We start from the raw sequence: 23,868 nt of genomic DNA, 5'->3' as shown, positions 1-23,868 counted from the left end.
AAGCGCACCAGCAAACGACATGCAGGCTCAGCGTGACTTCATTGCTACTCTGTTCAGCGCAGCTGCCTGAATGAAGATCTGATCCGGCTCTCGCTCGACCTCCACCAAGGTTTGCAACAAAACCGAGCTGGTAGAAGCCGAACTGGATCGCCCGCACGACATCACGGCCCCAACCAGCCTCCGGATTCTGCTTTGAATGGGCGTGCTTGAAGGCGATGCGGTGGGGGAACGCCTTCAGGAACTCCTGTCGTTTGCTTTCGTCCAAGCTGGCTTTGAAATGTGCCTCCCGGCCAGCCTCCATCGCGGTGGCCCGAGTGCCATCGAGGCGATTGACCGTGTCGGTCTCGAGATCGTGCACGCCGTTGCCAAGTCCCTTGTCGGTGTACACGACTGCGCAATCCCGCCGCAGGCCCCAGTACCCAAAATCAACGATGTCGCGATATAGGCTCGAGGAGCCATTGACCGGGACGGCCAGAATGCACGGCCGCTCGGCCTGGAAGGAGGCCGGCACCTGCAACAGCATCGCCACATTCTGGCGGCCGTCGCCATTATCGGCGTAGGCCAGATATTCGGTACCAGCAATCCTGCCATCGTCCGGGAGAGTCGCACCGCTGCGCGGATCGACCTTTGGTCCATAGAGCCGCCCGAAGCCTTCCGCGGACGAGCCGCGGAGGAACAGGGCGGCGCGTCTCAACTCGGCCGCAGTCGGATGAAGTTTATCCGCATATCCCGGTGCAGGCGCCTTGTCGGTCATGCCAGCAACACCGAGACCTGCCGTCGCGAGATCATCCGATTGTCCATCAAGAACAATCTTCTGTACGGATCGGAGCCAATCTGGCGTCTCGGCCTCGCTCGGGGCTTCGGCCAGCGCCCCGACTGACGCTGCTCCGAGCCATGCAACTCACATGGGGAACGGTTGGTCAACAGAGAGAATGATGAGGCATGGATGAGACCTCCCGCTGGTGTTTGACATCCAAGGTCTGAGCCCGTTGCATGATCTGGCCCGTGTCCAGCGCCAGCTCCAACTCACATCCGGTCGCTGCTCATACGCAGCGGCACCACAATCCCGCTTGCAGCGGACGAGGGCTCAGGCGACGGAACCCTTCTGTAGTGCGGCATGCCAAGCCCAATTGCACACCGGTCCGTCCACCTGGATCCGCCGGAACTGATCAGGGTCCGGCGAAGCACATACGCCCAGTTGCGCCGTGACTTACGCAGGCCTCATCACGGCGCCCTCGATGACCACTCCGGCCGTCGCATACTTCCACAAGGCAATCAGCAGCTTGCGAGCCAGCGCCACGAGCATCGGCTTCCTGAGGCGCCCGCCGTTGCGCCGGACCCGCCGGACCCGCTCCTGGAACCACAGGCTCAGGGCCGAGGCGGGCTGATGGCGCAGCCACAGCCAGGCGAGCTGGATCATGGTGGTGCGCAGACGCGGGTTGCCGGCTTTCGACACGCCGTGCTCGCGATCCACCGATCCGCTCTTCCAGGGCGTCGGCGCCAGGCCCGCATAGGCGGCGACCTGCCGGCGATTGCCGAAGGTGCGGAACAAGCCCTCCGCCCACAGAACAGTGGCGGCTTCCTGTCCGATGCCTTTCAGGTGAAGCAGCCGCTCCGGCGGCACGGCGCCGGCCACCTCTTCGGCACAGGCGAGCAGGTGATCCCCGAGCAGGTGATCCCGCTCGGCTTCCACCGCCTTGATCTGCTCCAGAAGGAGTTCGAGCCGATCGAGTTCGCGGCTGATCTGGGCCTTGAGATGGACCGGCAGCGGCCGGCCATCGCCGGTCGTGAGCGCGTCAAGTCGTGTCCTGCGGTCGCGGTGCAGGGGCTCATAGTCGCCGATCCCCTGCGCGAACAGCAGCCCCTTGATGCGGTTGACATGCTGGACCCGCTCGGCGGTGAGCGTGTTGCGCTCGCGGCTGAGGCGGCGCCGGTCCTCCTGCTCAGGTGTCGGCGCCCGGACCATGGCACACACCCGTGGCTCCCCGCGCTTGTAGGCCAGCAGCGTGCGCACCAGGGCCTCGCCGTCGATCTTATCGGTCTTGGCCCGCCGGCAGCGGCGGGAGACGGCAATCGAGGCGGGATCGACCACATAACTCTCGATCCCTTCGCTTTCCAGCACGCGATGGATCCAGAACCCGTCCAAGCCCGCCTCCTGAACAGCGATGATCGGAAACATCTGACCGGTGCGAGCGCGCGCTTTCTCCTGCAACTGGGCAAACCGCGTCAGCAGGCCGGCCACATCACCGCCACGCACGCTGTGCTTGGACATCGTCTCGCCGGCCCCGGGCGACAAGGAGGTGATCAGCCACACGGAACGACTGAGTTCCATTGAGATGAAGATTGCGCCAAGATCGGTGCGGATAGCGGTTTGCTCAGATCGGAGCTCGACAGACATCGGTTGGTCTCCAGCGTGAGTGGATATCGCAACCTCACTCTGCCAGAGAGTGGACCGCTATCCACCCCTATAGGATCTGTAGTGATAGGGATCGAGAACATCGACGTCGAAATGGACCGCGACCTTCCTCGCCCCCGAGGCGCGCAGCCACTCCAGAACGCGCTCGGGCGAACCCGCCAAATCCTCCGGGCTGAGACGGACGATCCCGTGCTCCCGGATGAAGGCGGTCTCGACGGGCCCGGTCTCGGTCAGGCCGACATAGAGGACGCGCTTCGGATCCACCGGCCGATGCACCACCGCCACGAAGGCGGGGTCGCCCTCGCCCATGAGCGTTGCCAGCACATGCGTGTGAGCGTATCGGTTCCGCTCCGGTCCCAGGATATCCGGGTGGGCGTCGACCCACAGCACCGCCAGGTCGTCGCCGTAGCGCTCGCTGAGATAGGCGATGGGCGCCAGATCGACGTGACAATCCCCGCCCAGCGTCACGATTGCCTCCGGGGCGTGCCGGTCGATGGCCGAGCGGGCGGCGGCGAGCTGTTCGAGCAAGGCCGCGCGCGAGACGATGCCTCCCTCGACAGGCCGCTCGTCCTCCCTGGCGCGGGGAACCGGGACGGTCTCCTCCGGCCCCTGCGGCTCGGGGGCGATGGCGGCCAGCACCCGTCCCCCGATCCGGTAGTTGGGCCGGTCACCGCCCTGCCACTGCGGCATATTGAGGCGCAAGACGTTCCGTGGGTCGATCGCCATGGCTCAACTCCTCGTCCTGGTTCGCAAGACGTTGATCAAGCTGCCTTTCACACCGCCTTGAGATGCCGGATCGGGCGGCCAGGCGCGATCATCTCGGCGGCTGAGATGATGCCCTGGGCGTCGATGCCGAAATGGCGGTAGAGGTCCTTGATCGTGCCGGTCTGGCCGAAATGCTCCACGCCGAGAGAGCGTGTGCGGTGGCCCATGACCGACCCCATCCAGGCGAGCGTCGCCGGATGGCCGTCGATCACCGTGATCAGCCCGCAATGGGGCGGCACATCGGCGAGCAGGCGCTCCACATGAGACCGGGCATGGACGAGGCCGCGCTCGCGGGCGCGCTGCGCCGCCGTCCAGCCGGCATTGAGCCGGTCGGCCGAGGTGATAGCCAAGAGGCCGATGTCGCGCCGGTCCTCGGCCATGAGGCCCACGGCCTCGATGGCTTCCAGCGCGACGGCCCCGGTATAGGCCACGACCACCTGGGCATTCGGCCCGGGTTTCCGCAGCCAATAGGCGCCGGCCATGATGTCGGAGGCGAGTTCCGGATTCATCTCGCGCTGCGGCTGCTCGAGGCTGCGGGTGGAGAGACGTAAGTAAATCGAGCCGCCGGTCTCGTCGCGCAGCCACGTTCTCTCGTCCGGCTCGCCCTCGCCGTCGCGCTGCATGTAGTCGAAGGCCCAGCGCATGATCACCGCGAGCTCGTCGACAAAGGCCGGCTCGAAGGAGGCCAATCCGTCCTGCGCCATACCGACCAGCGGCGTGCCGATGGATTGATGCGCGCCGCCCTCCGGCGCCAGCGTTATCCCTGAGGGTGTGGCGACGATCATGAAGCGGGCATCCTGGTAGCAGGCATAGTTGAGCGCATCGGCACCACGATAGATGAACGGATCATAGAGGGTGCCGATGGGAAGAATCCGCTCGCCGAAAAGCGAATGCGAGAGGCCAAGCGCCGAGAGCACGATGAACAGGTTCATCTCGGCGATGCCGAGTTCGATATGCTGGCCGGACGGCGAGAATTCCCAATTGTAGGTCGAGGGAATCCGTTCCTTCTTGAAGGTATCGACGAGGCTCTCGCGGGCATAGAGCCCGCGCCGGTTCACCCAGGCGCCGAGATTGGTCGAGACGGTGACATCCGGCGCCGTGGTGACGACGCGCGAGGCGAGCGCAAGGTCGGAGCGGGCGAGCTCGTTGAGAATGAAGCCGAAGCCCTGCTGGGTCGACATGGCCGGATTGGCCGGGAAGGTGAGTTTTTCGGGCACCGGTACCTGCGGCGCGGTGTAGCGCCGCGTGCCCTTCTGGATGAACGGGACCTCGTTGAGGAACCTCTCGATCTCCGTCTGCGGGAGCTTCAGACCCTCGAACTTGTCCCATTCATGGCCTGGACGCACGCCTTGCGTCTTCTGCCAAGCCTCCATCTGGGTCGGCGTCAGCATGCCGGAATGGTTGTCCTTGTGGCCGGCGAGTGGCAGGCCGAAGCCCTTGATCGTATAGGCGAGGAAGCAGACCGGCCGGTCGTGCTGGCGCGCCTTCTCGAAGGCGTCGAGCAGGCTCGGCAGGTCGTGCCCGCCGAGATTGGACATGAGTTGCGCCAGCTCCTCGTCCGAGCGCTTCTCGATGAGGCGTGTCACCGGCCCCTGATCGCCGAGATCGTCGAGGAGGCGTTTGCGCCAAGCGGCCCCGCCTTGGTACGTCAGGGCGGAGTAAAGCTGATTGGGGCAGGAATCGATCCAGTCGCGCAGTCGCTCGCCGCCGGGCTCCTTGAAGGCCTCCTGCATCAGCGCGCCGTGCTTGAGGATCACCACGTCCCAGCCGAAATTGCGGAACAGCGCCTCGAAGCGCTCCCACAAGCCCTCGCGGATCACCGCGTCGAGGCTCTGGCGGTTGTAGTCGATAATCCACCACGTGTTGCGGATGCCATGTTTCCAGCCTTCGAGCAGCGCCTCGAAGATGTTGCCCTCGTCCATCTCCGCATCGCCCACGAGCGAGATCATGCGGCCCTCGGGCTTGTCCTTGGCCCAGCCATGGGCCTTCACGTAATCCTGCACGAGGCTGGCGAAGAGCGTCTGCGCAACGCCGAGGCCCACCGAGCCGGTGGAGAAATCGACATCGTCGATGTCCTTGGTGCGGGACGGATAGGATTGCGCGCCCTTGTAGCCGCGGAAATTCTCCAGCTTCTCGCGGGTCTGGCGGCCGAAGAGATACTGGATGGCATGGTAGATCGGGCTCGCATGCGGCTTAACCGCCACCCGGTCCTCCGGACGCAGCACCGAGAAGTAGAGCGCCGTCAGGATAGTGGAGAGCGAGGCCGAGGAGGCCTGATGGCCGCCGATCTTCAACCCATCCTCATTGGGGCGCAGGTGATTGGCGTTATGGATCGTCCAGGTGGAGAGCCAGAGCATCTTGCGCTCGAGTTCCTTCAAGATGCTCAGGTGCCGCGCGTCCGCCATGTACTTTCTCCCGGTTTGGCCGAGATATACGCCCGAAGCTTTTGGGAGGCGAGGCCCAAGTCCCTTGGGCTTTGGGAGGGGATTGAAAAACGAAAAGCCCGCCAGATGGCGGGCCTTCGTAAGTCTCTCGAATTTGAGAGAAATTGGAGCGGGCGAAGGGATTCGAACCCTCGACCCCAACCTTGGCAAGGTTGTGCTCTACCCCTGAGCTACACCCGCGCTCCGCGACGCCGGGGCGTCGTTGCGAGGCCCGTGATGTGCCCCAAAACACGGCGCATTGCAAGTGGGTCCTGCAGAACTTTTCCGGCAAACCCTTGAGCCTGCTTCATCCGGTCGCTAGCGCATCGTGCGAAAAAGTGAGCATCGGATCGGCCCCAAAAGTGGTTTCCACTTTTGGGGCCGATGCTCTAGAACGCAGGCCGATATGGAGGATCGTCTTGGCCCATCTGTCTCCGCAGGAACTCCTGGATCGCCTGTCCTCGCTCGGCATCGAGACCGAGACGGTGGAACATATGCCCGTCTTCACGGTGGCCGAATCGAAATCGGTCAAGGAGGAGGTTCCGGGCGCCCATTCCAAGAATCTGTTCGTGAAGGACAAGAAGGGCCGCTTCTTCCTGATTTCCGCCAAGCACGATACCGCTATCGATCTCAAGCGCACGCACGAGGCCATCGGCGCCTCCGGCCGCCTCTCTTTCGGCTCGGCCGAGCAGCTGCGCGACCTGCTCGGGGTCGAGCCCGGCTCGGTCACCGCCTTCGCGGTGGTGAACGATACGGAAGGCAAGGTTACGATGGTGCTCGACGCCAATCTCATGGAGCATGAGCGGGTGAATTTTCACCCGCTGGTCAATTCCATGACCACCGGCGTGTCCCGGGAGGATCTGGTGACCTTCCTGCGGGCCACGGGGCACGATCCGCTCATCCTGCGCCTGCCGGAGCCGGCGGAATTGCCAGACAACGCTTAAGCTCCCATGTAAGGAGCGTCCTTCTCACGACTCTCACCTCTCGAGGATCGCATGCTGTCCGATACCCCCGTTCCCTCCTCCGACGATCTCGTGAAGGACACCACCACGGCGAATTTCCGCCAGGATGTTCTGGCCGAGTCGATGCAGCAGCCTGTGCTGGTCGATTTCTGGGCCCCCTGGTGCGGCCCCTGCAAGCAGCTCACTCCGATCCTCGAGAAGGCCGTGCGCGATGCCGGCGGCAAGGTGAAGCTGGTGAAGATGAACATCGACGAGCACCCGCAGATCGCAGGGCAGCTCGGCGTGCAGTCAATCCCCGCCGTCTTCGCCTTCCAGCGCGGCCAGCCGGTGGACGGCTTCATGGGTGCCCTGCCGGAAAGTCAGATCAAGAGCTTCATCGAGCGTCTTGTCGGACCGCTCGGGCCCAGCGCCGCGGAGGAGATCCTGGCCGAGGCCGACCGGCTCCTCGCCGCCGGCGATATCGGCGGAGCGGCCGAGCTCTATTCCGCCGTTCTCGCCCAGGACCCGGAGAACATCGCGGCCCTGGCAGCCCTCGTGAAGCTCCATGTGGAGGTGAGCGATCTGGAAGGCGCCAAGCGGTTCCTCGCCATGGCGCCGGAGGCGAAAGCCAATGATCCGGCGCTCGCCGGCGCGCGGGCAGCCATCGAACTCGCCGAGCAGGCGGGCTCTCTCGGCGATCTCGCGGATCTCCAGCGCAAGATCGAGACCGACCCAGAAGACCATCAGGCGCGCTTCGATCTGGCGGTCGGCCTGAATGCCCGTGGACAGCGGGAAGAAGCTGCCAATCACCTCCTTGAAATCGTCCGCCGCGACCGCAATTGGAACGATGACGGCGCGCGCAAGCAGCTCGTTCAGTTCTTCGAGGCCTGGGGCCCGATGGACGCGATGACGCTGGCAGGGCGGCGGAGGCTCTCCTCGCTCCTGTTCTCTTGACGCTGTCCAACGCGACTTAGGAGATCGGGATGGGAATGAACGCGGTATACCGAGGGCCGGAGGATTGCCCGTCGGTCATCCCCGTCTTCCCGCTCCCAGGTGCGCTTCTTCTGCCGCGCGGACAGATGCCCCTCAACATCTTCGAGCCGCGCTATCTGGCGATGGTCGATGAGACACTGAAGACCGACCGCATCATCGGCATGGTGCAGCCCGATGCGGACAACGATCCGCTGGCGAACGTGCCGAAGCTCTATCGGGTCGGATGCGCCGGCCGCATCACGCAGCTCGCCGAGACCGGCGACGGGCGCTATCTCGTCACGCTGATCGGCATCGCGCGCTTCCGCATCGAGGAGGAGCTCCCGCCGGTCAACCTGTACCGCCAATGCCGGGTGACATTCGAGCCGTTTGCCAACGACTTCACCGCCCGCGCCGGCGAGAACGACGTGGACCGCGCCGGCGTGGTGAAGGCTCTGCGCGATTTCGTCAACGCGGTGCATGTGAAAGTCGATTGGCGCGGCATCGAGGAGGCCCCCAACGAGGCCCTCGTGAATGCGCTCTGCATGATGAGCCCCTTCGGCGTGCGCGAGAAACAGGCGCTGCTCGAAGCGCCGAACCTCAAGACCCGGGCGGAAGTGCTCATCGCGCTCACCGAGATCGAGCTCGCCCGCGGCGGCGCCAGCTCCGACTCGACCCTGCAATAGGACATTGAACGATGGTTCCAGACACGAATCCGGCGGAAACGCCCCAGCCTGTGGAGGCGACGCGGATCGACCCCAAGCTCCTGGAGCTTCTCGTCTGCCCGCTCACCAAGGAAACGCTCGAATACGACGCGGCCCGGCAGGAGCTGATCAGCCGCCGCGCCAAACTCGCCTATCCCATCCGCGACGGCATCCCGATCATGCTGCCGGAAGAGGCGCGGCCGCTGGGGGATTGAATCATTTCAACGTCATCCCGGACGCAGGAGGCGATCCGGGATCGTATGCAGAACAAGACGCCATACTGGTCTCGCGATCCTGGGTTCTGCTACACAGCCCCGGGATGACCACTTACTGCGCCAGTTTGGTAATTGCCTCCACCAGCGCCAGCGTCCGCTTCGCCATCTCCACATGAAGCCGTTCGACCATGCGGCCGTTGAGGCTGATGGCTCCCTTGCCCGCGTTCTCCGGCTGCTCGAACGCCGCAACGATGGTGCGTGCGCTTTCGATCTCGTCCGCTGAGGGCGCAAAGATCTCATTGGCAGCGGCGATCTGATCCGGATGAATCACCGTCTTGCCGTCGAAGCCGCAATCGCGTCCCTGCTCGCACTCAGTGCGAAAGCCCTCTGTGTCAGACAGGTTGTTGTAGACCCCGTCGAGGATATCGATACCATGGGCCCGCGCGGCGGCGAGCGCCGTCATCAGCCAGGGCAGCATCGCCGCGCGTCCCGGCAGCAGGCGGGCACGGGTGTCCTTGGCGAGATCGTTGGTGCCCATGACGAAGCAGGCCAGCCGCGTGTCGACATCATGCGCCGCGCTCGCGATGGATTCCGCCCGCAGGATCGCGAGCGGCGTCTCGATCATCGCCCAGACCTTGGTGCGCTCCGCGGCGCCGAGCTTGCGCAGGCGCAGGCCCACCGCCGCGAGCGCTTCGGCGGAGGACACTTTCGGCACGAGGATCGCATCGGGAGCGGCCGCGATGGCGGCTGCGAGATCCGCCTCGCCCCAGGGCGTTTCGAGCGCGTTGATGCGAATCACCAATTCCCGCCTGCCATAGCCCCTGGCCTGCACGGCCGCGCAGACCTGCTCACGCGCCTGCGCCTTCGCATCGGGCGCTACTGCATCCTCCAGGTCGAAGATCACCACATCGGCCGCGAGCGTCTTCGCCTTGTCGATCGCGCGGGCATTGGAGCCGGGCATGTAGAGGGCGCTGCGGCGCGGACGAATCGGGGTCATGGCTTTTTCCTCGAGCGACAGATCGGTTTTAGTGGTGGTCCAACGCGAAAAACAGTGTCATTCCCGGCTTACGAAATGACATAGAGCCGTCATGGCCGGACTTGTTCCGGCCCTCCACGCCTTTAGCACTATGCAGAATAAGACGTGGATCCCCGGGACGAGCCCGGGGATGACGAGGAGACGATGATCAATGTGGGTTGCAGGGGTCGATGGCTGCCGGGCCGGGTGGATCGCGGTGCTCCTGCGGGTAGACGATCGTAACACCCATCGCATCGTGACGGCGCCGACGCTCGCCGATATTGCAGATGCCCCGGAGCAGCCTGCCGTGATCGCCGTCGATATGCCCATCGGCCTGCCCGACCGGACACAAGGATCGGGCCGCGCACCGGAGCAGTTGATTCGTTCCTTGCTCGGCGAGCGGCAATCCTCCGTTTTCGCCATTCCCTCGCGTAGCGCCGTCGAGGCGATGGATTACGCCGAGGCCTGCACCATCGCGGCTGCGACCTCTGACCCGTCGCGAAAGGTTTCGCGGCAGGGCTTCGCCATCTTCCCGAAGATCCGCGAGATCGATGCCCTGTTGCGGGCGCGGCCCGATCTCATGCCGCGCGTCTACGAGGTGCATCCCGAACTCGCCTTCTGGGCACTGAACGAATGCCAGGCGCTCCTCCAGCCGAAGAAGGTGAAGGGCGTTCCCTACGGTCCCGGCATGGCGCTTCGTCGCGAGCTTCTTAGGGAATCCGGGCTTCTTCCCGATGCTCTCATCGAGGCTCCCCCTCCTCGCGGAGCCGCCCAGGACGATTTTCTCGATGCGCTTGCGGGGTTGACCGTGGCGCTCGATCTCGCGAGAGGTGGGGGACAATCTTTTCCCGATCCGCCCGGCCGTGACGCACACGGCCTTCCGGTCGCCATCTGGACGCTCCGCAGGTAGCTCATGACCATCACACGCTCCGAGATCGAAGCGGCCCATGCCCGCATCGCCCCCCATGTTCGCCGCACACCGGTCCTGAACTTGGGCAACGCCTTCGGCCATGACGGGCCGGTGAGCCTGAAGCTCGAATTCCTGCAGCACGCGGGCTCGTTCAAGACCCGCGGCGCCTTCAACACACTGCTCTCGAAAGAGATCCCTGCCGCGGGCGTCGCGGCAGCCTCGGGCGGTAATCACGGTGCGGCAGTGGCCTATGCGGCCAGCCAACCCGGCGTGAGGGCGCGCATCTTCGTGCCGGAAATCTCGAGTTCCGCCAAGATCGCTGTCATCCGTTCGCACGGCGCCGAGGTGGTCATCGGCGGGGCGCGCTATGCCGATGCGCAAGCGGCCTGCGATCTCTACGTGGAGGAGAGCGGGGCGCTACGCATCCATCCCTTCGCGGCCGAGAGCACCATGATCGGTCAAGGTACGGCCGCGCTCGAATGGGAGCAGGATGGTCCAGCCCTCGATACCGTCCTCGTCGCCGTGGGCGGCGGCGGGCTGATCAGCGGCGTGTCGAGCTGGTGGGCGGGTCGCGTGAAGGTCGTGGGCGTCGAGCCGGAGGGCTCGCGCGCGCTCCATGCCTCGCTCGAAGCCGGACGGCCCGTCGATGTGGACGTGGATTCGGTGGCGGCCGATTCGCTCGGCGCGAAGAACACCGGCGATCTGGTCTATTCCATCTGCAGCCGCACGGTCGATCACGTAGCGCTCGTCACCGACGTGGCGATTCGCGATGCGCAGAGGTTGCTCTGGCGCGATTATCGCATTGCATCCGAACCCGGCGGAGCTGCCGCACTGGCGGCGCTCATCTCAGGTGCCTATAACCCCCGCTCAGGCGAGCGGATCGGCGTGCTCCTGTGCGGAGCCAATATCGAACTCGCCAAGCTTGCCGAGATCACCCACCCGTAATGGAAGGACGCCCATGTTCCCGCAACGTCTGACCGAAGGCTACCGCGCCTTTCTCGACGAACGCCTTCCACGCGAGAGGAACCGTTACGAGGCTCTGGCGGAAAAAGGACAATCGCCCGAGGTCATGATCATCGGCTGCTGCGACAGCCGCGTCTCGCCGGAGGTCATCTTCGATGCGAGCCCCGGCGAGATGTTTGTCGTCCGCAACGTGGCCAATCTCGTGCCACCCTTCGAGACCGGCGGCGATTACCACGGCACTTCGGCCGCGCTCGAATTCGCCGTGCAGGCCCTGCGGGTGAAGCATATCGTGGTGCTCGGCCATGCCCGCTGCGGCGGCGTGCGCGCCTTCGCGGATGATACCGCCCCACTCTCGCCGGGCGACTTCATCGGCCGCTGGATGAGTCTCATCGCGCCCGCCGCCGAGCGGATCGGCCCGCGCGAAGGCGATCCAGCGGAGTATCTGACGCGCCTGGAGCTGGCCACCGTCGAAAACAGCCTCAAGAACCTGATGACGTTCCCCTGCGTGCGCATCCTGGTGGAGCGCGGCAAGCTGCGGCTCCATGGCGCCTATTTCGGCGTGGCAACCGGCGTTCTGCTGGTGCGCGACCCCGAAACCGGCGCGTTCAAGCCGGCGGTGGAAGAGGTGCCGGAACGGATTTCCCTGTTCAGCGCTCGCGACGCGGGATCGCTTTAAATGAAAAAGGCCGCCCGGAGGCGGCCTCTTGTCTTCTGGGTGATTACGCCGCCTGCTTCTTCGGCTTCAGCAGGCCACGGTTGGCCATGGCTTCGGCGATCTGCACGGCGTTGAGCGCCGCGCCTTTCCGCAGGTTGTCGGAGACGCACCAGAAGGACAGGCCGTTCTCGACAGTGATGTCCTCGCGGATGCGGGAGATGTAGGTGGCGTCCTCGCCGGCCGCCTCGTGCGGGGTGATGTAGCCGCCGGGCTCGCGCTTATCAACCACCATGATGCCGGGCGCCGCGCGCAGGATGTCGCGCGCCTCATCGGCCGTGATCGGCTTCTCGAATTCCACGTTCACGGCTTCCGAGTGGCTGATGAAGACCGGCACACGCACGCAAGTTGCCGTGAGCTTGATCTTCGGGTCGAGAATCTTCTTGGTCTCGGCCACCATCTTCCACTCTTCCTTCGTGTACCCGTCCTCCATGAACACATCGATGTGCGGGATCAGGTTGAAGGCGATGCGCTTGGGGAACTTCTTCTCCTGCACGTCCTGGAGCGAGTAGAGCGCCTTGGTCTGGCGGTCGAGTTCGTCCATGCCATCCTTGCCCGCGCCGGAGACCGACTGGTAGGTGGCGACGACCACGCGCTTGATGGTGGCAGCATCATGAAGCGGCTTCAACGCCACGACGAGTTGGGCGGTGGAGCAGTTCGGGTTGGCGATGATGCCCTTCTTCATGTCGCGAAGCGCTTCGGCATTCACCTCCGGCACTACCAGCGGCACGTCCGGATCATAGCGCCAGGCGGAAGAGTTATCGATCACGACCGCGCCCTGAGCGGCGATCTTGGGCGACCATTCCTTGGAGACCTCGCCGCCGGCGGACATGAGGCACAGATCGACATCGGAGAAATCGTAGGTGTCGAGAGCCTTCGTCTTCAGGGTCTTGTCGCCATAGGAAACTTCCGACCCCTGGCTGCGGCGGGAGGCGAGAGCCACCACCTCATCGGCCGGGAAGGCCCGCTCGGCGAGGATGCCGAGCATCTCGCGGCCCACATTGCCGGTCGCACCGACGACGGCGATCTTGAAACCCATTGATCTTCTCCTGTTGTCGCTCTCCCCGGGAGATATAGGAACCCTGTTTGGGTGTCGCCTCTCGCCCCGACGGGAGAGAGGACCGGGGACGACGAGGCTTATTCGGCCGTCGTTTTCACGGCCGTCGTGGCGGTTTTCGTTTTGCTCGTCATCTGAGTGAGCATCGCCATTGCCATCGTCCATCTAAAAGCCCGGTCGGGCTTCGATACGCCGCCAGCAACACACCAAAGTTACGCTGCCGTCAAGCGTTCTCTTGGGTTTGAGCGGTCTCAATCTCCCGTCAGCACGTCGGTCGAGAGATTGAAGCGATAGAACACCTTGTCCATCCGCTCGGCGCCGAGGCGCTCGTAGAACGTCTGCGCGCCCGTGTTGGTACCATCGGTCGTGAGGTCGATCCGGGTGAGGCCCTGCGCGCGGGCGTGCTCTGCGAGCCAGCGCATGAGCACGGCACCGACCGCCTGACCCCGTGCGTGGCTTTCCACGAAGAGTTCTTTGACGAAGAGAAGTCCGGTGAGCCTGAAACCGGGCCTCAGCACGGCGAAGCAGACCAGTCCGATGGCGCACCCGTCGCGGTAGGCCAGAGCGTAACGGGTCCCTTCAGCCTCCCGCATCGAGCGCTCGACCATCTCTCGTGTCGGCTCGATCGGTTGAGCCACATCCGGGCCGACATAGTGCAGATCCAGGGCGCGGACCAAGGCCGCAACGTCGGCAGCATCCTCCTGGGCGGCGAGGCGGACGACGATATCGGGCATGCAGGACTCTGATCGGTTAAGCTTTGGTTTACCTTGCTTAGCAAAACCTTTCGATGCCTGGCCAGTGTCACGGTAGAACATGGGGATGACGTGATCAGCAGGTTGACTGGTTTCAAGCGATGCCGCGGGCGGTTTATGCCGAATGGGATGAGGACGACGTCGCCGAATGGGTCGACGAACGCCCGGCTCGTCGCCTGCGCCGGAAGCCCCTGCCCTGGCTCCGCATCGTCCTGATGTCGTCCTGCAGCATCGCCGGCTTGGTCTACTTCGCCATTGAGCAGCAGCAGAATATCCGCCCGGCCCAACGCCAGAAGACCGTTCCATCCTCTGTTCTCGTCGCGCCGGCGCCAGCCTGGAAATCGCTGTCCCCCTCCCCGGCCATCTATGCGCTGGCAAGCACATCCGCCTCCGTCACATCGGAAGCACGCGAGCATGCGAACGGCGCGCGGGAGGACACCCTGATTCTCGGGCGCTTCGGCGACTTCCGCCATGCACAGGTGGCCATCGTGCAAGGCATCGCCGAGACGGCGGGAAGCTTCTATATCGACACGGTCCGCAGGGCGGCGCGTTCCGGCCTCGCAGTGGCCCATCAGGGCCAGAGCCAGATGATCGCGACGAAGTTCGGCTCCGTGGAAGCTGCACCCTTGACCCTGGCGAACAAGGGCGAACAGGCCTGCCAGGCCTTCCGGTTCTCAGATGCAACGGCTGAGTTCGGTTTCCAGGGCTGGCTCTGCGGATCTTCCGCTCCCGATGAGGCGCAGCTCGCCTGCTTCATCGACGGCATCGCCCTGACAGGCGCCGCCAGCCCGTCCTTGAAGGCGATCTTCGCTCAGGCAGATCGCAAGCGCACGGATGCCTGCGGGCCGAGCGCCCGCACGGCCTCGGTGGCGGTCAAACCTCCCGCCCGACCGTAACCGCGACTCGGTGCATGACATTGCAGCCATAGCCATTCGGGTTCCAGTTGGCGGCGCGGAAGGGCTGGGCACGACCTTGGCTGTCGGTCACGCGGGCATGGATCTCGTAATAGCCATCGCCGGGCAGAGCCAGATTGGCCTGCCAGCGCACCCAGTCATAGCGATTACGCGGCGGTTTCATGGATGCCTCGATCCAGGTCGCACCGCCGTCGAGGGTCACCTCGACCCGCGTCACGTCATCGTCGCCCGCCCAGGCGGCACCGCGCACCTCAATGGAGCGCGTGCCTTCCGAAAAACGCCCGCCATCGGCCGGCGCAGTAACGATGCTGCGCACCGGCATCGACTCAAGAACACGGGTTTCGACCCCTTCACCATCAGAGCCCGGCGGCAGGGGTTGAACCGGCATTCGATAGGAAAGCCCCGTCATGCCCGGCCCGTCATGCTCGCGGTCGCGGATCCAGATTCGCACGAGCCATTTCTGGCTCAAAGATCCCGGCCAGCCCGGCACGATCAGGCGTAACGGTCCGCCATGGATGAAGGGCAAGGGCTCGCCGTTCATGGCCCAGACGAGAAGCGTGTGCTCCTCGAGGGCTTTCTCGATCGGCACACCGCGGGACATGGCCTGATGCTGATAGTTGCCGTGTTTGTCCGGATCGGCGCCGAAATGACCGGTGAACAGTGCGGTCTTCTTCAGGCCAGCCTCGCGGAGAACATCCCCGAGCGAGACGCCCGTCCATTCGGCGCTGCCGGCGCCACCATTGGTCCAGGCATTGCCTTCGGCCTTGGGCGCGAAGAAGGAGCGGCCATTGCCGCCGCATTCGAGCACCATGCGGAAGGTCTTGTGCGGGAAGCGGCTTTTCAATTCCGCCAGCGTCAGCTGAAGCGGGCACTCGACCTCGCCATCGATGGTGAAGCTCCAAGCCTCTGCATTCTCTACCGGTGGAGGCAACAGGCCATTGTTGCGAACGAAGAAGCGCGCGATCGGCGTCGTCTCGTCGTCAAGGAACTCCTCGGGGGCCTCGGCAACCAGTGGTGTCTCGCCCAGAAGACTCAGACCCTTTTTTGCCGATAGATCGAAACCAAGCTTGGGCTTATCCTGCATCGGCCGTTGTCCTTCTCACCCTTTGGTAAATGTCACGCTTCAGCGGAACCATTTTAACGGCCTCGCCTTGTTCTGACAGTATTTGCATGTGTTGACGGCGCACAACAGAAGGTCCATGCGCCGTTCTTGGAGGATTACCCATGCACCGCTTCGCACTTTTGGGTCTGGCTTCATTGGCTGCGCTCACGACCATCTCGGTGGTGGCTGATGCGCAGGCCCAGGATCGTCCCCTCGTTCTCCGAGTCCAACCCCGCAGCTTCCTCGATCCCGGCCCAGTGGCGCCGGTCGGATCGCTGAATCGCTACGTCACGGCGCCGATGATCTCCTCCATTGCAAACCCGCCCTACGGTTTCCAGAAGGACCGCTTCGGCGAAGGCACGCTGCCCGATCCGATCGGAGGACCTTTCGTCGGCGCGCGCAACCCCTTCCCCATGTTCGGTGTTCCGGAAGTCGGGGTGACAGGCTCGATCCGATAATATTTCCCTAGCGCATCGTGCGGAAAAGTGGGCCCGGTTTTCCGCGCCCAACGATGCGCCAGTTAAAAATGAGCATCCGATGGATCCCAAAAGTGCATTCCACTTTTGGGTCTGATGCTACGGAAAGCCCCGGGCATGACCCGGGGCTTTTGCTGTTACGACTGGGCTTCCAGCTCCTTGACGATGGCATCGCCCACATCCTGCGTGCCGACCGCGTTCATGCCGGGGGCTGCGATGTCCTTGGTGCGGGTGCCGGAGGCGAGCACGTTGGCGATGGCCTTGTCCAGGCGATCCGCCTCGTCGAGGAGGCCGAAGGAATAGCGGAGCGCCATGCCGAAAGAGCCGATCATGGCGATGGGGTTGGCGAGACCCTTGCCGGCGATGTCCGGCGCGGAGCCGTGCACGGGCTCGTAGAGCGCCCTGCGCTTGCCGGTCGCCGGATCCTCGGCGCCGAGCGAGGCGGAGGGCAGCATGCCGAGCGAGCCGGTGAGCATCGCGGCGATGTCGGAGAGGATGTCGCCGAAGAGGTTGTCCGTGACGATTACGTCGAACTGCTTCGGGTAGCGCACGAGCTGCATGGCGCAGTTGTCGGCGAGCACGTGCTCGAGTTGGACGTCCGAGAACTCGGCCTTATGGACGCGGGTGACGACCTGACGCCAGAACACGCCCGTCTTCATCACATTGAATTTCTCGGCCGAAGAAACCTTGTTGCGGCGCTTCTTGGCAAGATCGAAGGCGACGCGCGCGATGCGCTCCACTTCGTGCGTGTGATAGAGCTGCGTGTCGACGGCGCGCTGGGAGCCGTCCTCCAGAGTCACGATCTCCTTCGGCTCGCCGAAATAGACGCCGCCGGTGAGCTCGCGCACGATCATGATGTCGAGGCCTTCCACCACCTCGCGCTTGAGCGAGGAGGCATCGGCCAGCGCCGGATAGCAGATCGCCGGACGCAGGTTGGCGAAGAGGCCGAGATCCCTGCGCAGACGCAGCAGGCCCGCTTCGGGGCGCACCGCATAAGGCACGCTGTCCCACTTCGCCCCGCCGACGGCGCCGAAGAGCACCGCATCGGCAGCCTGAGCGCGATCCATCGCGGCTTCCGAGATCGACGCGCCATGGGCGTCATAGGCCGAGCCGCCGACAAGATCCGTCTCGGTCTCGAAGCCGACGCCGCGCTTGCGGAACCAGCCCACAATCTTCTCGACCTCGCGCATGACCTCCGGGCCGATGCCGTCGCCGGGGAGAAGGAGAAGCTTGTGCGTTGCCATGGCAAGACCCTTGTTCTGTCGTGATCGAATTGCAGGGCTCTTAAAAGGCCGAACGGACGGCTTGGCAAGCTTTTGTCGCGTTGGTCGTTAGGCGAAGATCGGTCACTCGTTCACGATCCGCCGGTCCCTGGGCGTCCGCACGACCGTCACCGAACAGGGCGCCTCGGCCACGACACGGGACGAGACGCTTCCCAGGTAGCGCCGCAGAGCGGAGGAGGCCCGGGCGCCGATGACGATATGGTCGACATTGTTGTGGCGGGCGTAATCGACGAGCGCGGAAGCCGGATCGGGCGCCTCCAGCACGCTGTAGGTGATCCGCTCCTTGGGAACATCGAGCGCCGCGCCCCAGTGCCGGAGCTGAACAAGGCGCTGGACATGGAGGCTTCTCCCCTCCTCGTCCTCCAGGATGTCGACGGCGATGCGCGAGGTCTTCAGGATGTTGACGCAGGCAATGCGCGCCTCGCTTTCAATGGAGAGGATGCGGCCGATCATCATGCGCAAGGAATCGGCGAGATCTTCGCTTCCCGGCGACAGGTCGATGGCGGCGAGCACGATGGGCGCCCGCGACAGATGACCGGCGATGTTGGGCGCCTCCAGCGGTTGCGCCTTGCGCGCTTTGAGCCAGCGCCGGAAGGTTTTCACGCCGCCGTCCCGCTCCAATCGCTCGGCGCGCTCGGTCAGCTTCACCTGCGCGGGATTTTCCAGGTCCAGGGCCAATTGAGCCGCCGTGGCATAACGGTCGTCCGGATCGATCTCCAGGCAGCGCAGGATCACCTCCTGCAGCCAGGGCGGACAATCGGGATTGAGTGCCCGTGGGGGCACCGGATCGCGCCACAGGCGACGGCGGATCTGGCCGCCGCGCGGATTGCCGAAGGGGCGCTCGCCCGTGACGAAGAAATACAGCATCACGCCGAAGGCAAAGAGATCGCTGCGCGGATCGGCCCGGTCCTGCAGCACCTGTTCCGGCGCCATGTAGGGCGTGGTCCCGAAGGGCTCGCGAAACTCCTCGGCCAGGAGATCGGGCAGGCGCTCGTGCCGGGCAAAGCCGTAATCGATGAGAACCGCCTCGCCGCTCTCACGGATCATCACGTTGCTCGGCTTGATATCGAGATGGATCACATGCTGGAGATGCAGATCGTGCAGGGCATGCGCCACCTTCGCCCCGATGGCGACGACCTCGGGCCAGGGCAGGGGAACCTCGTCGAGCCGCGCCTTCAACGATTCTCCGGGAATCCGCTCCATGACGATGTAGGGCATGGGATCGAGCGGCCCCGCCGCGACGAAGCGGGGCACATGCGGGCCCGTCAGGCGCGGCATGATCATCTGCTCGGTCTCGAAGCAGACGATGGGCAGCGGATCGTCGCTGTCGATCAGCATCGGGATCTTCATGATCAGCGGCGTCGGGTCATCGTCACGCGTGACCGCCCAGAGCTGCGCCATGCCGCCGGTGCCAAGATTCTCCTCGAGGGTAAAACCGTCGATCACCATGCCTGGATGCAAGCGCCAGCGCATGAATCAGCGGCCCTGTTCGAGGCGAAGCGCCAGCTTTTCCGGCAGACCCGCCTCGCGCACCTTGCGGGCGGCGGTAGCCGTATCGTAGGGCACGCGCAGATAGCGCAGGGTCTGACGGGCGGTGTCGAAGACCGCGTAATTCGCCGCCGCCACTCCGTCGCGCGGCTGCCCGACGGCGCCGATCACCGCGAGCCACGTGCGGGTCGGCAGAAGCGGGATGTCATTGTTCGCCACCGGCGAGAAGGTGCCGACCTTGGCGGTGGTGCTCATGTGGTAAAGCATCGGCACATGGACATGCCCGCAGAAGGTGATATGCGCGTCCACCCGGCTGAAATGCCGGATCGCCTCCATGGGACCCGCCATGTAGTCCCAGTTGCGCGGGGCATAGCCGTTGGCGTGAACGTAAAGGACGCTCCCCTCCTCATGAATGAGGGGAAGGCCGGCCAGGAAACGCCGCTGCTCCATCCCGAGCTGATTGCGTGTCCAGCGGATCGCTTCCCGAGCCACGCTGTTCATATCCTCGTCGGAGCCGTCGATGGCCGCATCGTGATTGCCGAGAAGCGTCACGGCGCCCTTGTCCACGAGTCCCCTGACCGTATCGACCACCCAGGCCGGATCGGCGCCGTAGCCGACATAGTCGCCGAGAAAAATCAGACGATCGACATGAAGCAGACGCGCGTGGGCGAGGCAGGCCGACAGAGCCTCGCGGTTGCCGTGGATGTCGGTGAGAATGGCGATGAGCATGGAATCAGTACAACTCCAAACTCACTGCCACTGCAACTAGCGCATCGTGCGGAAAAGTGGATCCGGTTTTCCGCACGATGCGCTAGTCAAGGAAAGAAGCATCGGATCGATCCCAAAAGTGCAAATCCACTTTTGGGTCCGATGCTCTAGCTGATGGGGCTGCGGGAGGCGCGCGAGCTTACCCTCGCAGCGCTTCCAGCACCTTGCCGCCCGGACGGCCCCGCGGTTCAAGGCCGATGCGGCGCTCCACGTCCTTGATGGCCTCGCGAGTCTTGGCGCCGATCTTGCCGTCCGGCTCGCCCACGTCGTAGCCGCGGGCGGTGAGCAGCTGCTGCAGCTCTCGGCGCTGGGCGCGCGAGAGCGGCGGATCGTCGGTGGGCCAGGCGGTCTGGATGCCGGGCAGGCCCTTCAGCCGGTCGCCGAGCAGCGCGATGGCGAGCCCGTAGGATTCGGCCGCATTGTAGGAATAGACCGCGTCGAAATTCTTGGTGACGAGGAAGGCCGGGCCGTTGATGCCGGCCGGAATGATGATGCCGGCGGCGTAATTGCCCGCGAGCGGACGTCCGTCGACGCGACGCACACCCATGGCGGCCCAGGTGGCAAGCGGCTTCTTGTTCTTGCGCCCGGCAAGGCCGGCATTGAAGCTTTCCGGCAGGCGCACCTCGTAGCCCCAGGGCAGGCCGTTCACCCAGCCGGCTTTTTTGAGGAAATTGGCGGTCGAATGCACCGCATCCGGCACGGAGTTCATGATATCGCGGCGCCCATCCCCGTCGCCGTCGACGGCAAGCCGCTGAAAGGTCGAGGGCATGAACTGGGTATGGCCGAAGGCGCCGGCCCAGGAACCGCGCAAGTTCGCCGGGTTGATGTCCCCGTCCTGCACGATCTTGAGCGTCGCCATCAGCTCGCCCTTGAAATACTCGTTGCGGCGCGGCGCGTAGCAGACGAGCGTCGACAGCGACTGGATCAGCGGCCGGCCGCCGATATCCTTGCCGAAATTTGATTCCACGCCCCAGACGCCGGCGATCGCATGGCGGTCGACGCCGAAGCGCGATTCGGCCGAGGCGAGCGCCTGGCCCCATTGGCGCATGGCGGTGCGGCCGTCCTGCACCCGCTCCTCGTCGACGAGCGCCGAGAGATAATCCCAGATCGGCGTCTTGAACTCGGGCTGGTTGTTCATAAGATCGAGGATCGTCAGATCCGGCGTGACGCCGCGGGTCGCGACATCGAAAGCCTGGCCGGAAATGCCCTTGGCAGAAGCCTGACTGCGTAAAGAGGCGAGGCACGAGCCGAAATTGGCCTGAGCCATAGCCGGCGCGGCAGCAGCAAGGCTTGCGAGAACGAGAAGAGTGGGGGCAAGAATGGTGTTCATGCCCGGCACATTGCAGGGAATTTGGTTAATCTTGTGAAAACGGGACTGGAATCCGTTCTGTCCCTGTCATCCCCGGGCTTGTTCCGGGATCCACGCCTTTTAGATGCTGCAGTTCTAAGGCGTGGATGGCCGGGACAAGCCCGACCATGACGGATAATAGGCGAAGAGGTTAAGCCCAGGCGCGCTCGGAGAGCTTCTTCTCGAAGGCGTCGATGGCAGGCGCCTTTTCCATGGTGAGGCCGATGCCGTCGAGGCCGTTGAGCAGGCAATGCTTCTTGAACGGGTCGATATCGAAGGTGACCGAGCCGCCGTCGGGACCGCGGATTTCCTGCTTTTCCAGATCGATTGTGAGCGTGGCATTGGCGCCGCGCTCCGCATCGTCGAAGAGCTTTTCCAGGTCCTCGGGGCTTACCTTGATCGGCAGAATGCCGTTCTGGAAGCAGTTGTTGTAGAAGATGTCAGCGAAGCTGGTGGAGATCACGCAGCGGATGCCGAAATCGAGCAGCGCCCAGGGGGCGTGCTCGCGGGACGAGCCGCAGCCGAAATTGTCGCCCGCTACCAGGATATTGGCCTTGCGGTAGGCCGGCTGGTTGAGCACGAAATCCGGGTTCTCCGAACCGTCCTCACGATAGCGCATCTCGGAAAAGAGGCCCGTGCCGAGCCCCGTGCGCTTGATCGTCTTCAGGTACTGCTTGGGGATGATCATATCGGTGTCGATATTGATGATCCGCAGCGGCGCCGCGACGCTTTCCAGCACGGTGAACTTGTCCATGGTCCTCACATCCCTTCGGGCGGCCATCGAGCCGCTGTCAGGTGCCTCATATCAAAGGCTTTTGATGACCGCTAGGCCAACGATGGTCGCGGCGGGATAGGCACTGGCCCTCAGCGCCAGAGATTCGTCTTGGCGAGGTCATAGACCTTGTCGGCGCGGCCGCTGAGCACAGCCTTGACCATGTAGAGGGTGAAGCCTTTCGCCATGTCGAGGGTGATAGACGGCGGCATGGCGACCTCCGTGCGGTTCACCACCGCATCGACCAGGACTGGCCCGCCATGGGCCAGGGCGGCGGCGATCCCCTCCTCCACCTCGGCCGGGTCCTCGAGCCTGATCCCACGAATACCGATGGCTCCGGCCATGGTTGCGAAGTTCGGGTTCTGAAGCTCCGTGCCGAAATCGAGAAAGCCGGTGGATTTCTGCTCGAGCTCGACGAAACCCAGAGTGCCGTTGTTGAACACCACGATCTTCAGGGGCAGGCGCTGCTGCGCCAGGGTGAGGAGATCGCCCAGCAGCATGGTGAAGCCGCCGTCGCCCGAAAGCGAGATCACCTGCCTGCCGGGAAAAGCGGCCTGCGCGCCGATCCCCTGCGCCATCGCATTGGCCATCGAGCCATGCCAAAACGACCCGAGAAGCTGCCGCTTGCCGTTCATTGCGAGATAGCGCGCCGCCCAGACCGTCGGCAGGCCGACATCACAGGTGAACACAGCGTCATCGGCCGCCTGATCGCTGATTGCCTTGGCAACCTGCTGCGGATGGATCGGCCGCTTGCCGGACTTTCCGACGGCGAGATCGTCCAGTGCCTGGCGCGCCTTGGCATAATGCTCCCGCGCTTTAGCGAGGTGCTTGCCATCGCTCTTCGGATCGAGAAGCGGCAGCAGGGCCGCTAAGGTCGCGCGAACATCGCCCACCACGCCGATATCGACCGCAACGCGGCGGCCGATCTGCTCACCGCGGATATCGACCTGCGCGATGCGCGTGTCGGCACCGTCCGGATAGAACTGGCGGTAGGGGAAATCGGTGCCGAGCATCAGCAGGACATCGCAATCGCACATGGCGTAGTAGCCGGACGAGAAGCCGATCAGTCCGGTCATGCCGACATCGTAGGGATTGTCCCATGCCACATGCTCCTTGCCGCGCATGGCATGCACCATGGGCGCCTGCAGGCGCTCGCCTAGGGCCATCAGCTCGTCACGAGCCCCGGCGCAGCCCGAGCCGCACAGGATCGTGATGCGCTTAGCGTCGTTGAGCAGAGTCGCGAGACGGTCGAGATCGTCCGGCGCGGGCGTAATGACGGGAGCCTGCGGCAGCAGCCCGTCGAGCTTGGTCGATGGCGCAGCGGCCGTCTGCAGGGCAACGTCGCCGGGCAGCACCAGCACCGACACACCGCGCTTGGCCCATGCCTCGCGGATGGCGACCTCGAGGGTGCGCGGCATCTGGCTGGGAGCAGAGACGAGTTCGCAATAATGGCTGCATTCGCGGAAGAGATTTTCCGGATGCGTCTCCTGAAAATAGCCGCTGCCGATCTCGGCGGACGGGATATGGGCCGCGATGGCGAGCACCGGCACGCGCGAGCGATGGCAGTCGAACAGACCATTGATGAGATGCAGGTTGCCCGGTCCGCAGCTTCCCGCGCAGACGGCGAGTTCGCCCGTCAGATGCGCCTCGGCGCCGGCCGCGAAGGCTGCGACCTCCTCATGCCGGACAGGGATCCATTCGATCCCGCCCTGGCGGCGAATGGCGTCGGTCAGACCGTTGAGGCTGTCACCGACAATTCCGTAAACGCGTTTGACGCCCGCAGCGGCCAGGATCTCGATGAATTGTTCGGCCACAGTCTGTGCCATGAATCCTCTCCTGAATAAGGACGGAATGCGGCCGCCGGGCGGCGAGCCG

At 64.5% G+C, this 23,868-nt stretch carries 23 protein-coding genes and 1 tRNA gene; 9 read left to right on the top strand and 15 right to left on the bottom strand.

Translation table 11 applies throughout. The features are described 5' to 3' along the window. From ACS5Q1_RS19305 to ACS5Q1_RS19285, 5 genes are all read right to left on the bottom strand, one after another. The coding region (locus tag ACS5Q1_RS19305) for a 3-hydroxybutyrate oligomer hydrolase family protein (RefSeq protein WP_473099704.1) at positions 1–811 on the bottom strand (811 nt) is incomplete at its 3' end. Between the two features lie 399 nt (positions 812–1,210). Continuing rightward, positions 1,211–2,398, bottom strand: a complete 1,188-nt coding sequence (locus tag ACS5Q1_RS19300; RefSeq protein ID WP_473099702.1) for an IS110 family RNA-guided transposase — start codon at positions 2,396–2,398, stop codon at positions 1,211–1,213. Between the two features lie 57 nt (positions 2,399–2,455). After that, the gene (locus ACS5Q1_RS19295) at positions 2,456–3,142 is read right to left on the bottom strand and encodes an arginase family protein (protein ID WP_473099701.1); all 687 of its coding nucleotides are present in this window, start codon (positions 3,140–3,142) and stop codon (positions 2,456–2,458) included. A gap of 47 nt (positions 3,143–3,189) precedes the next feature. Further along, complete coding sequence (locus tag ACS5Q1_RS19290; RefSeq protein WP_473099700.1) at positions 3,190–5,586, bottom strand: transketolase; 2,397 nt, start codon at positions 5,584–5,586, stop codon at positions 3,190–3,192. A gap of 144 nt (positions 5,587–5,730) precedes the next feature. Beyond that, positions 5,731–5,805: transfer RNA gene (locus ACS5Q1_RS19285), tRNA-Gly, on the bottom strand. 218 nt (positions 5,806–6,023) lie between these two features. Between ACS5Q1_RS19285 and ACS5Q1_RS19280 the strand changes: the two genes are divergently transcribed. Genes ACS5Q1_RS19280 through ACS5Q1_RS19265 form a run of 4 tightly spaced genes read left to right on the top strand, consistent with a single transcriptional unit; the run spans position 6,024 to position 8,433 of the window. Further along, positions 6,024–6,548, top strand: a complete 525-nt coding sequence (locus ACS5Q1_RS19280) for a prolyl-tRNA synthetase associated domain-containing protein (RefSeq protein ID WP_203441967.1) — start codon at positions 6,024–6,026, stop codon at positions 6,546–6,548. A gap of 51 nt (positions 6,549–6,599) precedes the next feature. Next, positions 6,600–7,499, top strand: coding sequence for a thioredoxin (trxA, locus tag ACS5Q1_RS19275; RefSeq protein ID WP_473099699.1), 900 nt, complete (start codon positions 6,600–6,602; stop codon positions 7,497–7,499). Between the two features lie 29 nt (positions 7,500–7,528). Further along, a complete protein-coding gene (locus ACS5Q1_RS19270) occupies positions 7,529–8,200 on the top strand; it encodes an LON peptidase substrate-binding domain-containing protein (RefSeq protein ID WP_473099698.1) in 672 nt (223 codons plus the stop codon). A gap of 11 nt (positions 8,201–8,211) precedes the next feature. Then, entirely contained in the window at positions 8,212–8,433 is a 222-nt protein-coding gene (locus tag ACS5Q1_RS19265; protein ID WP_203441964.1) for a Trm112 family protein, read from the top strand. Between the two features lie 112 nt (positions 8,434–8,545). Here ACS5Q1_RS19265 and ACS5Q1_RS19260 read toward each other — a convergent pair whose 3' ends face one another. Continuing rightward, positions 8,546–9,430, bottom strand: coding sequence for an HpcH/HpaI aldolase/citrate lyase family protein (locus ACS5Q1_RS19260; protein WP_473099697.1), 885 nt, complete (start codon positions 9,428–9,430; stop codon positions 8,546–8,548). Between the two features lie 190 nt (positions 9,431–9,620). On the opposite strand from ACS5Q1_RS19260, the gene ACS5Q1_RS19255 reads away from it, so the two are divergent. From ACS5Q1_RS19255 to ACS5Q1_RS19245, 3 genes are read left to right on the top strand one after another with little or no spacing between them, the layout of a single operon-like run. Beyond that, complete coding sequence (locus ACS5Q1_RS19255; RefSeq protein WP_473099696.1) at positions 9,621–10,358, top strand: DUF429 domain-containing protein; 738 nt, start codon at positions 9,621–9,623, stop codon at positions 10,356–10,358. Positions 10,359–10,361: 3 nt separating this feature from the next. Continuing rightward, positions 10,362–11,303 (top strand): threonine/serine dehydratase, encoded by a 942-nt coding sequence (locus tag ACS5Q1_RS19250; RefSeq protein WP_473099695.1) that lies wholly within the window; start codon positions 10,362–10,364, stop codon positions 11,301–11,303. A 13-nt stretch (positions 11,304–11,316) separates the two neighbouring features. Next, positions 11,317–11,997: a carbonic anhydrase gene (locus ACS5Q1_RS19245; protein WP_473099694.1), complete on the top strand. Its 681-nt coding sequence runs from the start codon at positions 11,317–11,319 to the stop codon at positions 11,995–11,997. 43 nt (positions 11,998–12,040) lie between these two features. Here ACS5Q1_RS19245 and ACS5Q1_RS19240 read toward each other — a convergent pair whose 3' ends face one another. Both ACS5Q1_RS19240 and ACS5Q1_RS19235 read right to left on the bottom strand, forming a co-directional pair. Next, positions 12,041–13,072, bottom strand: coding sequence for an aspartate-semialdehyde dehydrogenase (locus ACS5Q1_RS19240; RefSeq protein ID WP_473099693.1), 1,032 nt, complete (start codon positions 13,070–13,072; stop codon positions 12,041–12,043). 269 nt (positions 13,073–13,341) lie between these two features. Beyond that, positions 13,342–13,824: a GNAT family N-acetyltransferase gene (locus ACS5Q1_RS19235; RefSeq protein ID WP_473099692.1), complete on the bottom strand. Its 483-nt coding sequence runs from the start codon at positions 13,822–13,824 to the stop codon at positions 13,342–13,344. Positions 13,825–13,943: 119 nt separating this feature from the next. On the opposite strand from ACS5Q1_RS19235, the gene ACS5Q1_RS19230 reads away from it, so the two are divergent. After that, on the top strand, positions 13,944–14,738 hold the full coding sequence (locus ACS5Q1_RS19230; RefSeq protein ID WP_473099691.1) for a hypothetical protein: 795 nt from the start codon (positions 13,944–13,946) through the stop codon (positions 14,736–14,738). Here ACS5Q1_RS19230 and ACS5Q1_RS19225 read toward each other — a convergent pair. Further along, positions 14,716–15,840 carry a sulfite oxidase gene (locus tag ACS5Q1_RS19225; protein WP_473099690.1) on the bottom strand — a complete coding sequence of 375 codons (1,125 nt, stop codon included), beginning with the start codon at positions 15,838–15,840 and terminating at the stop codon, positions 14,716–14,718. The two genes, ACS5Q1_RS19230 and ACS5Q1_RS19225, sit on opposite strands and share 23 nt — an antisense overlap. A gap of 140 nt (positions 15,841–15,980) precedes the next feature. Between ACS5Q1_RS19225 and ACS5Q1_RS19220 the strand changes: the two genes are divergently transcribed. Beyond that, positions 15,981–16,316, top strand: a complete 336-nt coding sequence (locus ACS5Q1_RS19220) for a hypothetical protein (RefSeq protein WP_473099689.1) — start codon at positions 15,981–15,983, stop codon at positions 16,314–16,316. 155 nt (positions 16,317–16,471) lie between these two features. On the opposite strand, the gene leuB is transcribed toward ACS5Q1_RS19220, so the two are convergent. From leuB to poxB, 6 genes are all read right to left on the bottom strand, one after another. Beyond that, positions 16,472–17,578: a 3-isopropylmalate dehydrogenase gene (gene leuB / locus ACS5Q1_RS19215; RefSeq protein ID WP_473099688.1), complete on the bottom strand. Its 1,107-nt coding sequence runs from the start codon at positions 17,576–17,578 to the stop codon at positions 16,472–16,474. A gap of 102 nt (positions 17,579–17,680) precedes the next feature. Continuing rightward, entirely contained in the window at positions 17,681–19,090 is a 1,410-nt protein-coding gene (locus tag ACS5Q1_RS19210) for a serine/threonine protein kinase (RefSeq protein ID WP_473099687.1), read from the bottom strand. A gap of 3 nt (positions 19,091–19,093) precedes the next feature. Continuing rightward, the gene (locus tag ACS5Q1_RS19205; RefSeq protein ID WP_473099686.1) at positions 19,094–19,834 is read right to left on the bottom strand and encodes a metallophosphoesterase family protein; all 741 of its coding nucleotides are present in this window, start codon (positions 19,832–19,834) and stop codon (positions 19,094–19,096) included. A 178-nt stretch (positions 19,835–20,012) separates the two neighbouring features. After that, positions 20,013–21,203 carry a lytic murein transglycosylase gene (locus tag ACS5Q1_RS19200; RefSeq protein WP_473099685.1) on the bottom strand — a complete coding sequence of 397 codons (1,191 nt, stop codon included), beginning with the start codon at positions 21,201–21,203 and terminating at the stop codon, positions 20,013–20,015. A 169-nt stretch (positions 21,204–21,372) separates the two neighbouring features. Then, on the bottom strand, positions 21,373–21,975 hold the full coding sequence (gene leuD, locus ACS5Q1_RS19195; protein ID WP_203441950.1) for a 3-isopropylmalate dehydratase small subunit: 603 nt from the start codon (positions 21,973–21,975) through the stop codon (positions 21,373–21,375). Positions 21,976–22,085: 110 nt separating this feature from the next. Next, positions 22,086–23,819, bottom strand: coding sequence for a ubiquinone-dependent pyruvate dehydrogenase (poxB, locus tag ACS5Q1_RS19190; RefSeq protein ID WP_473099684.1), 1,734 nt, complete (start codon positions 23,817–23,819; stop codon positions 22,086–22,088). Between the last annotated feature and the right edge of the window lie 49 nt (positions 23,820–23,868).

The organism is Microvirga sp. GN3, from assembly GCF_055792825.1.
The sequence above is the reverse complement of the archived record's forward strand: the minus strand, read 5'-3'. Positions and strand labels throughout refer to the sequence as shown.

What these genes read in the sequence shown, in the direction of transcription:
- ACS5Q1_RS19300 (WP_473099702.1), bottom strand. Translation starts at nt 2,398, where the DNA reads ATGTCTGTCGAGCTCCGATCTGAGCAAACCGCTATCCGCACCGATCTT.
- ACS5Q1_RS19220 (WP_473099689.1), top strand. Translation starts at nt 15,981, where the DNA reads ATGCACCGCTTCGCACTTTTGGGTCTGGCTTCATTGGCTGCGCTCACG.
- ACS5Q1_RS19250 (WP_473099695.1), top strand. Translation starts at nt 10,362, where the DNA reads ATGACCATCACACGCTCCGAGATCGAAGCGGCCCATGCCCGCATCGCC.
- ACS5Q1_RS19210 (WP_473099687.1), bottom strand. Translation starts at nt 19,090, where the DNA reads ATGCGCTGGCGCTTGCATCCAGGCATGGTGATCGACGGTTTTACCCTC.
- leuD (WP_203441950.1), bottom strand. Translation starts at nt 21,975, where the DNA reads ATGGACAAGTTCACCGTGCTGGAAAGCGTCGCGGCGCCGCTGCGGATC.
- ACS5Q1_RS19290 (WP_473099700.1), bottom strand. Translation starts at nt 5,586, where the DNA reads ATGGCGGACGCGCGGCACCTGAGCATCTTGAAGGAACTCGAGCGCAAG.
- ACS5Q1_RS19230 (WP_473099691.1), top strand. Translation starts at nt 13,944, where the DNA reads ATGCCGCGGGCGGTTTATGCCGAATGGGATGAGGACGACGTCGCCGAA.
- ACS5Q1_RS19295 (WP_473099701.1), bottom strand. Translation starts at nt 3,142, where the DNA reads ATGGCGATCGACCCACGGAACGTCTTGCGCCTCAATATGCCGCAGTGG.
- ACS5Q1_RS19205 (WP_473099686.1), bottom strand. Translation starts at nt 19,834, where the DNA reads ATGCTCATCGCCATTCTCACCGACATCCACGGCAACCGCGAGGCTCTG.
- ACS5Q1_RS19255 (WP_473099696.1), top strand. Translation starts at nt 9,621, where the DNA reads ATGTGGGTTGCAGGGGTCGATGGCTGCCGGGCCGGGTGGATCGCGGTG.
- ACS5Q1_RS19225 (WP_473099690.1), bottom strand. Translation starts at nt 15,840, where the DNA reads ATGCAGGATAAGCCCAAGCTTGGTTTCGATCTATCGGCAAAAAAGGGT.
- ACS5Q1_RS19270 (WP_473099698.1), top strand. Translation starts at nt 7,529, where the DNA reads ATGGGAATGAACGCGGTATACCGAGGGCCGGAGGATTGCCCGTCGGTC.
- ACS5Q1_RS19235 (WP_473099692.1), bottom strand. Translation starts at nt 13,824, where the DNA reads ATGCCCGATATCGTCGTCCGCCTCGCCGCCCAGGAGGATGCTGCCGAC.
- trxA (WP_473099699.1), top strand. Translation starts at nt 6,600, where the DNA reads ATGCTGTCCGATACCCCCGTTCCCTCCTCCGACGATCTCGTGAAGGAC.
- ACS5Q1_RS19260 (WP_473099697.1), bottom strand. Translation starts at nt 9,430, where the DNA reads ATGACCCCGATTCGTCCGCGCCGCAGCGCCCTCTACATGCCCGGCTCC.
- ACS5Q1_RS19245 (WP_473099694.1), top strand. Translation starts at nt 11,317, where the DNA reads ATGTTCCCGCAACGTCTGACCGAAGGCTACCGCGCCTTTCTCGACGAA.
- poxB (WP_473099684.1), bottom strand. Translation starts at nt 23,819, where the DNA reads ATGGCACAGACTGTGGCCGAACAATTCATCGAGATCCTGGCCGCTGCG.
- leuB (WP_473099688.1), bottom strand. Translation starts at nt 17,578, where the DNA reads ATGGCAACGCACAAGCTTCTCCTTCTCCCCGGCGACGGCATCGGCCCG.
- ACS5Q1_RS19200 (WP_473099685.1), bottom strand. Translation starts at nt 21,203, where the DNA reads ATGAACACCATTCTTGCCCCCACTCTTCTCGTTCTCGCAAGCCTTGCT.
- ACS5Q1_RS19265 (WP_203441964.1), top strand. Translation starts at nt 8,212, where the DNA reads ATGGTTCCAGACACGAATCCGGCGGAAACGCCCCAGCCTGTGGAGGCG.
- ACS5Q1_RS19240 (WP_473099693.1), bottom strand. Translation starts at nt 13,072, where the DNA reads ATGGGTTTCAAGATCGCCGTCGTCGGTGCGACCGGCAATGTGGGCCGC.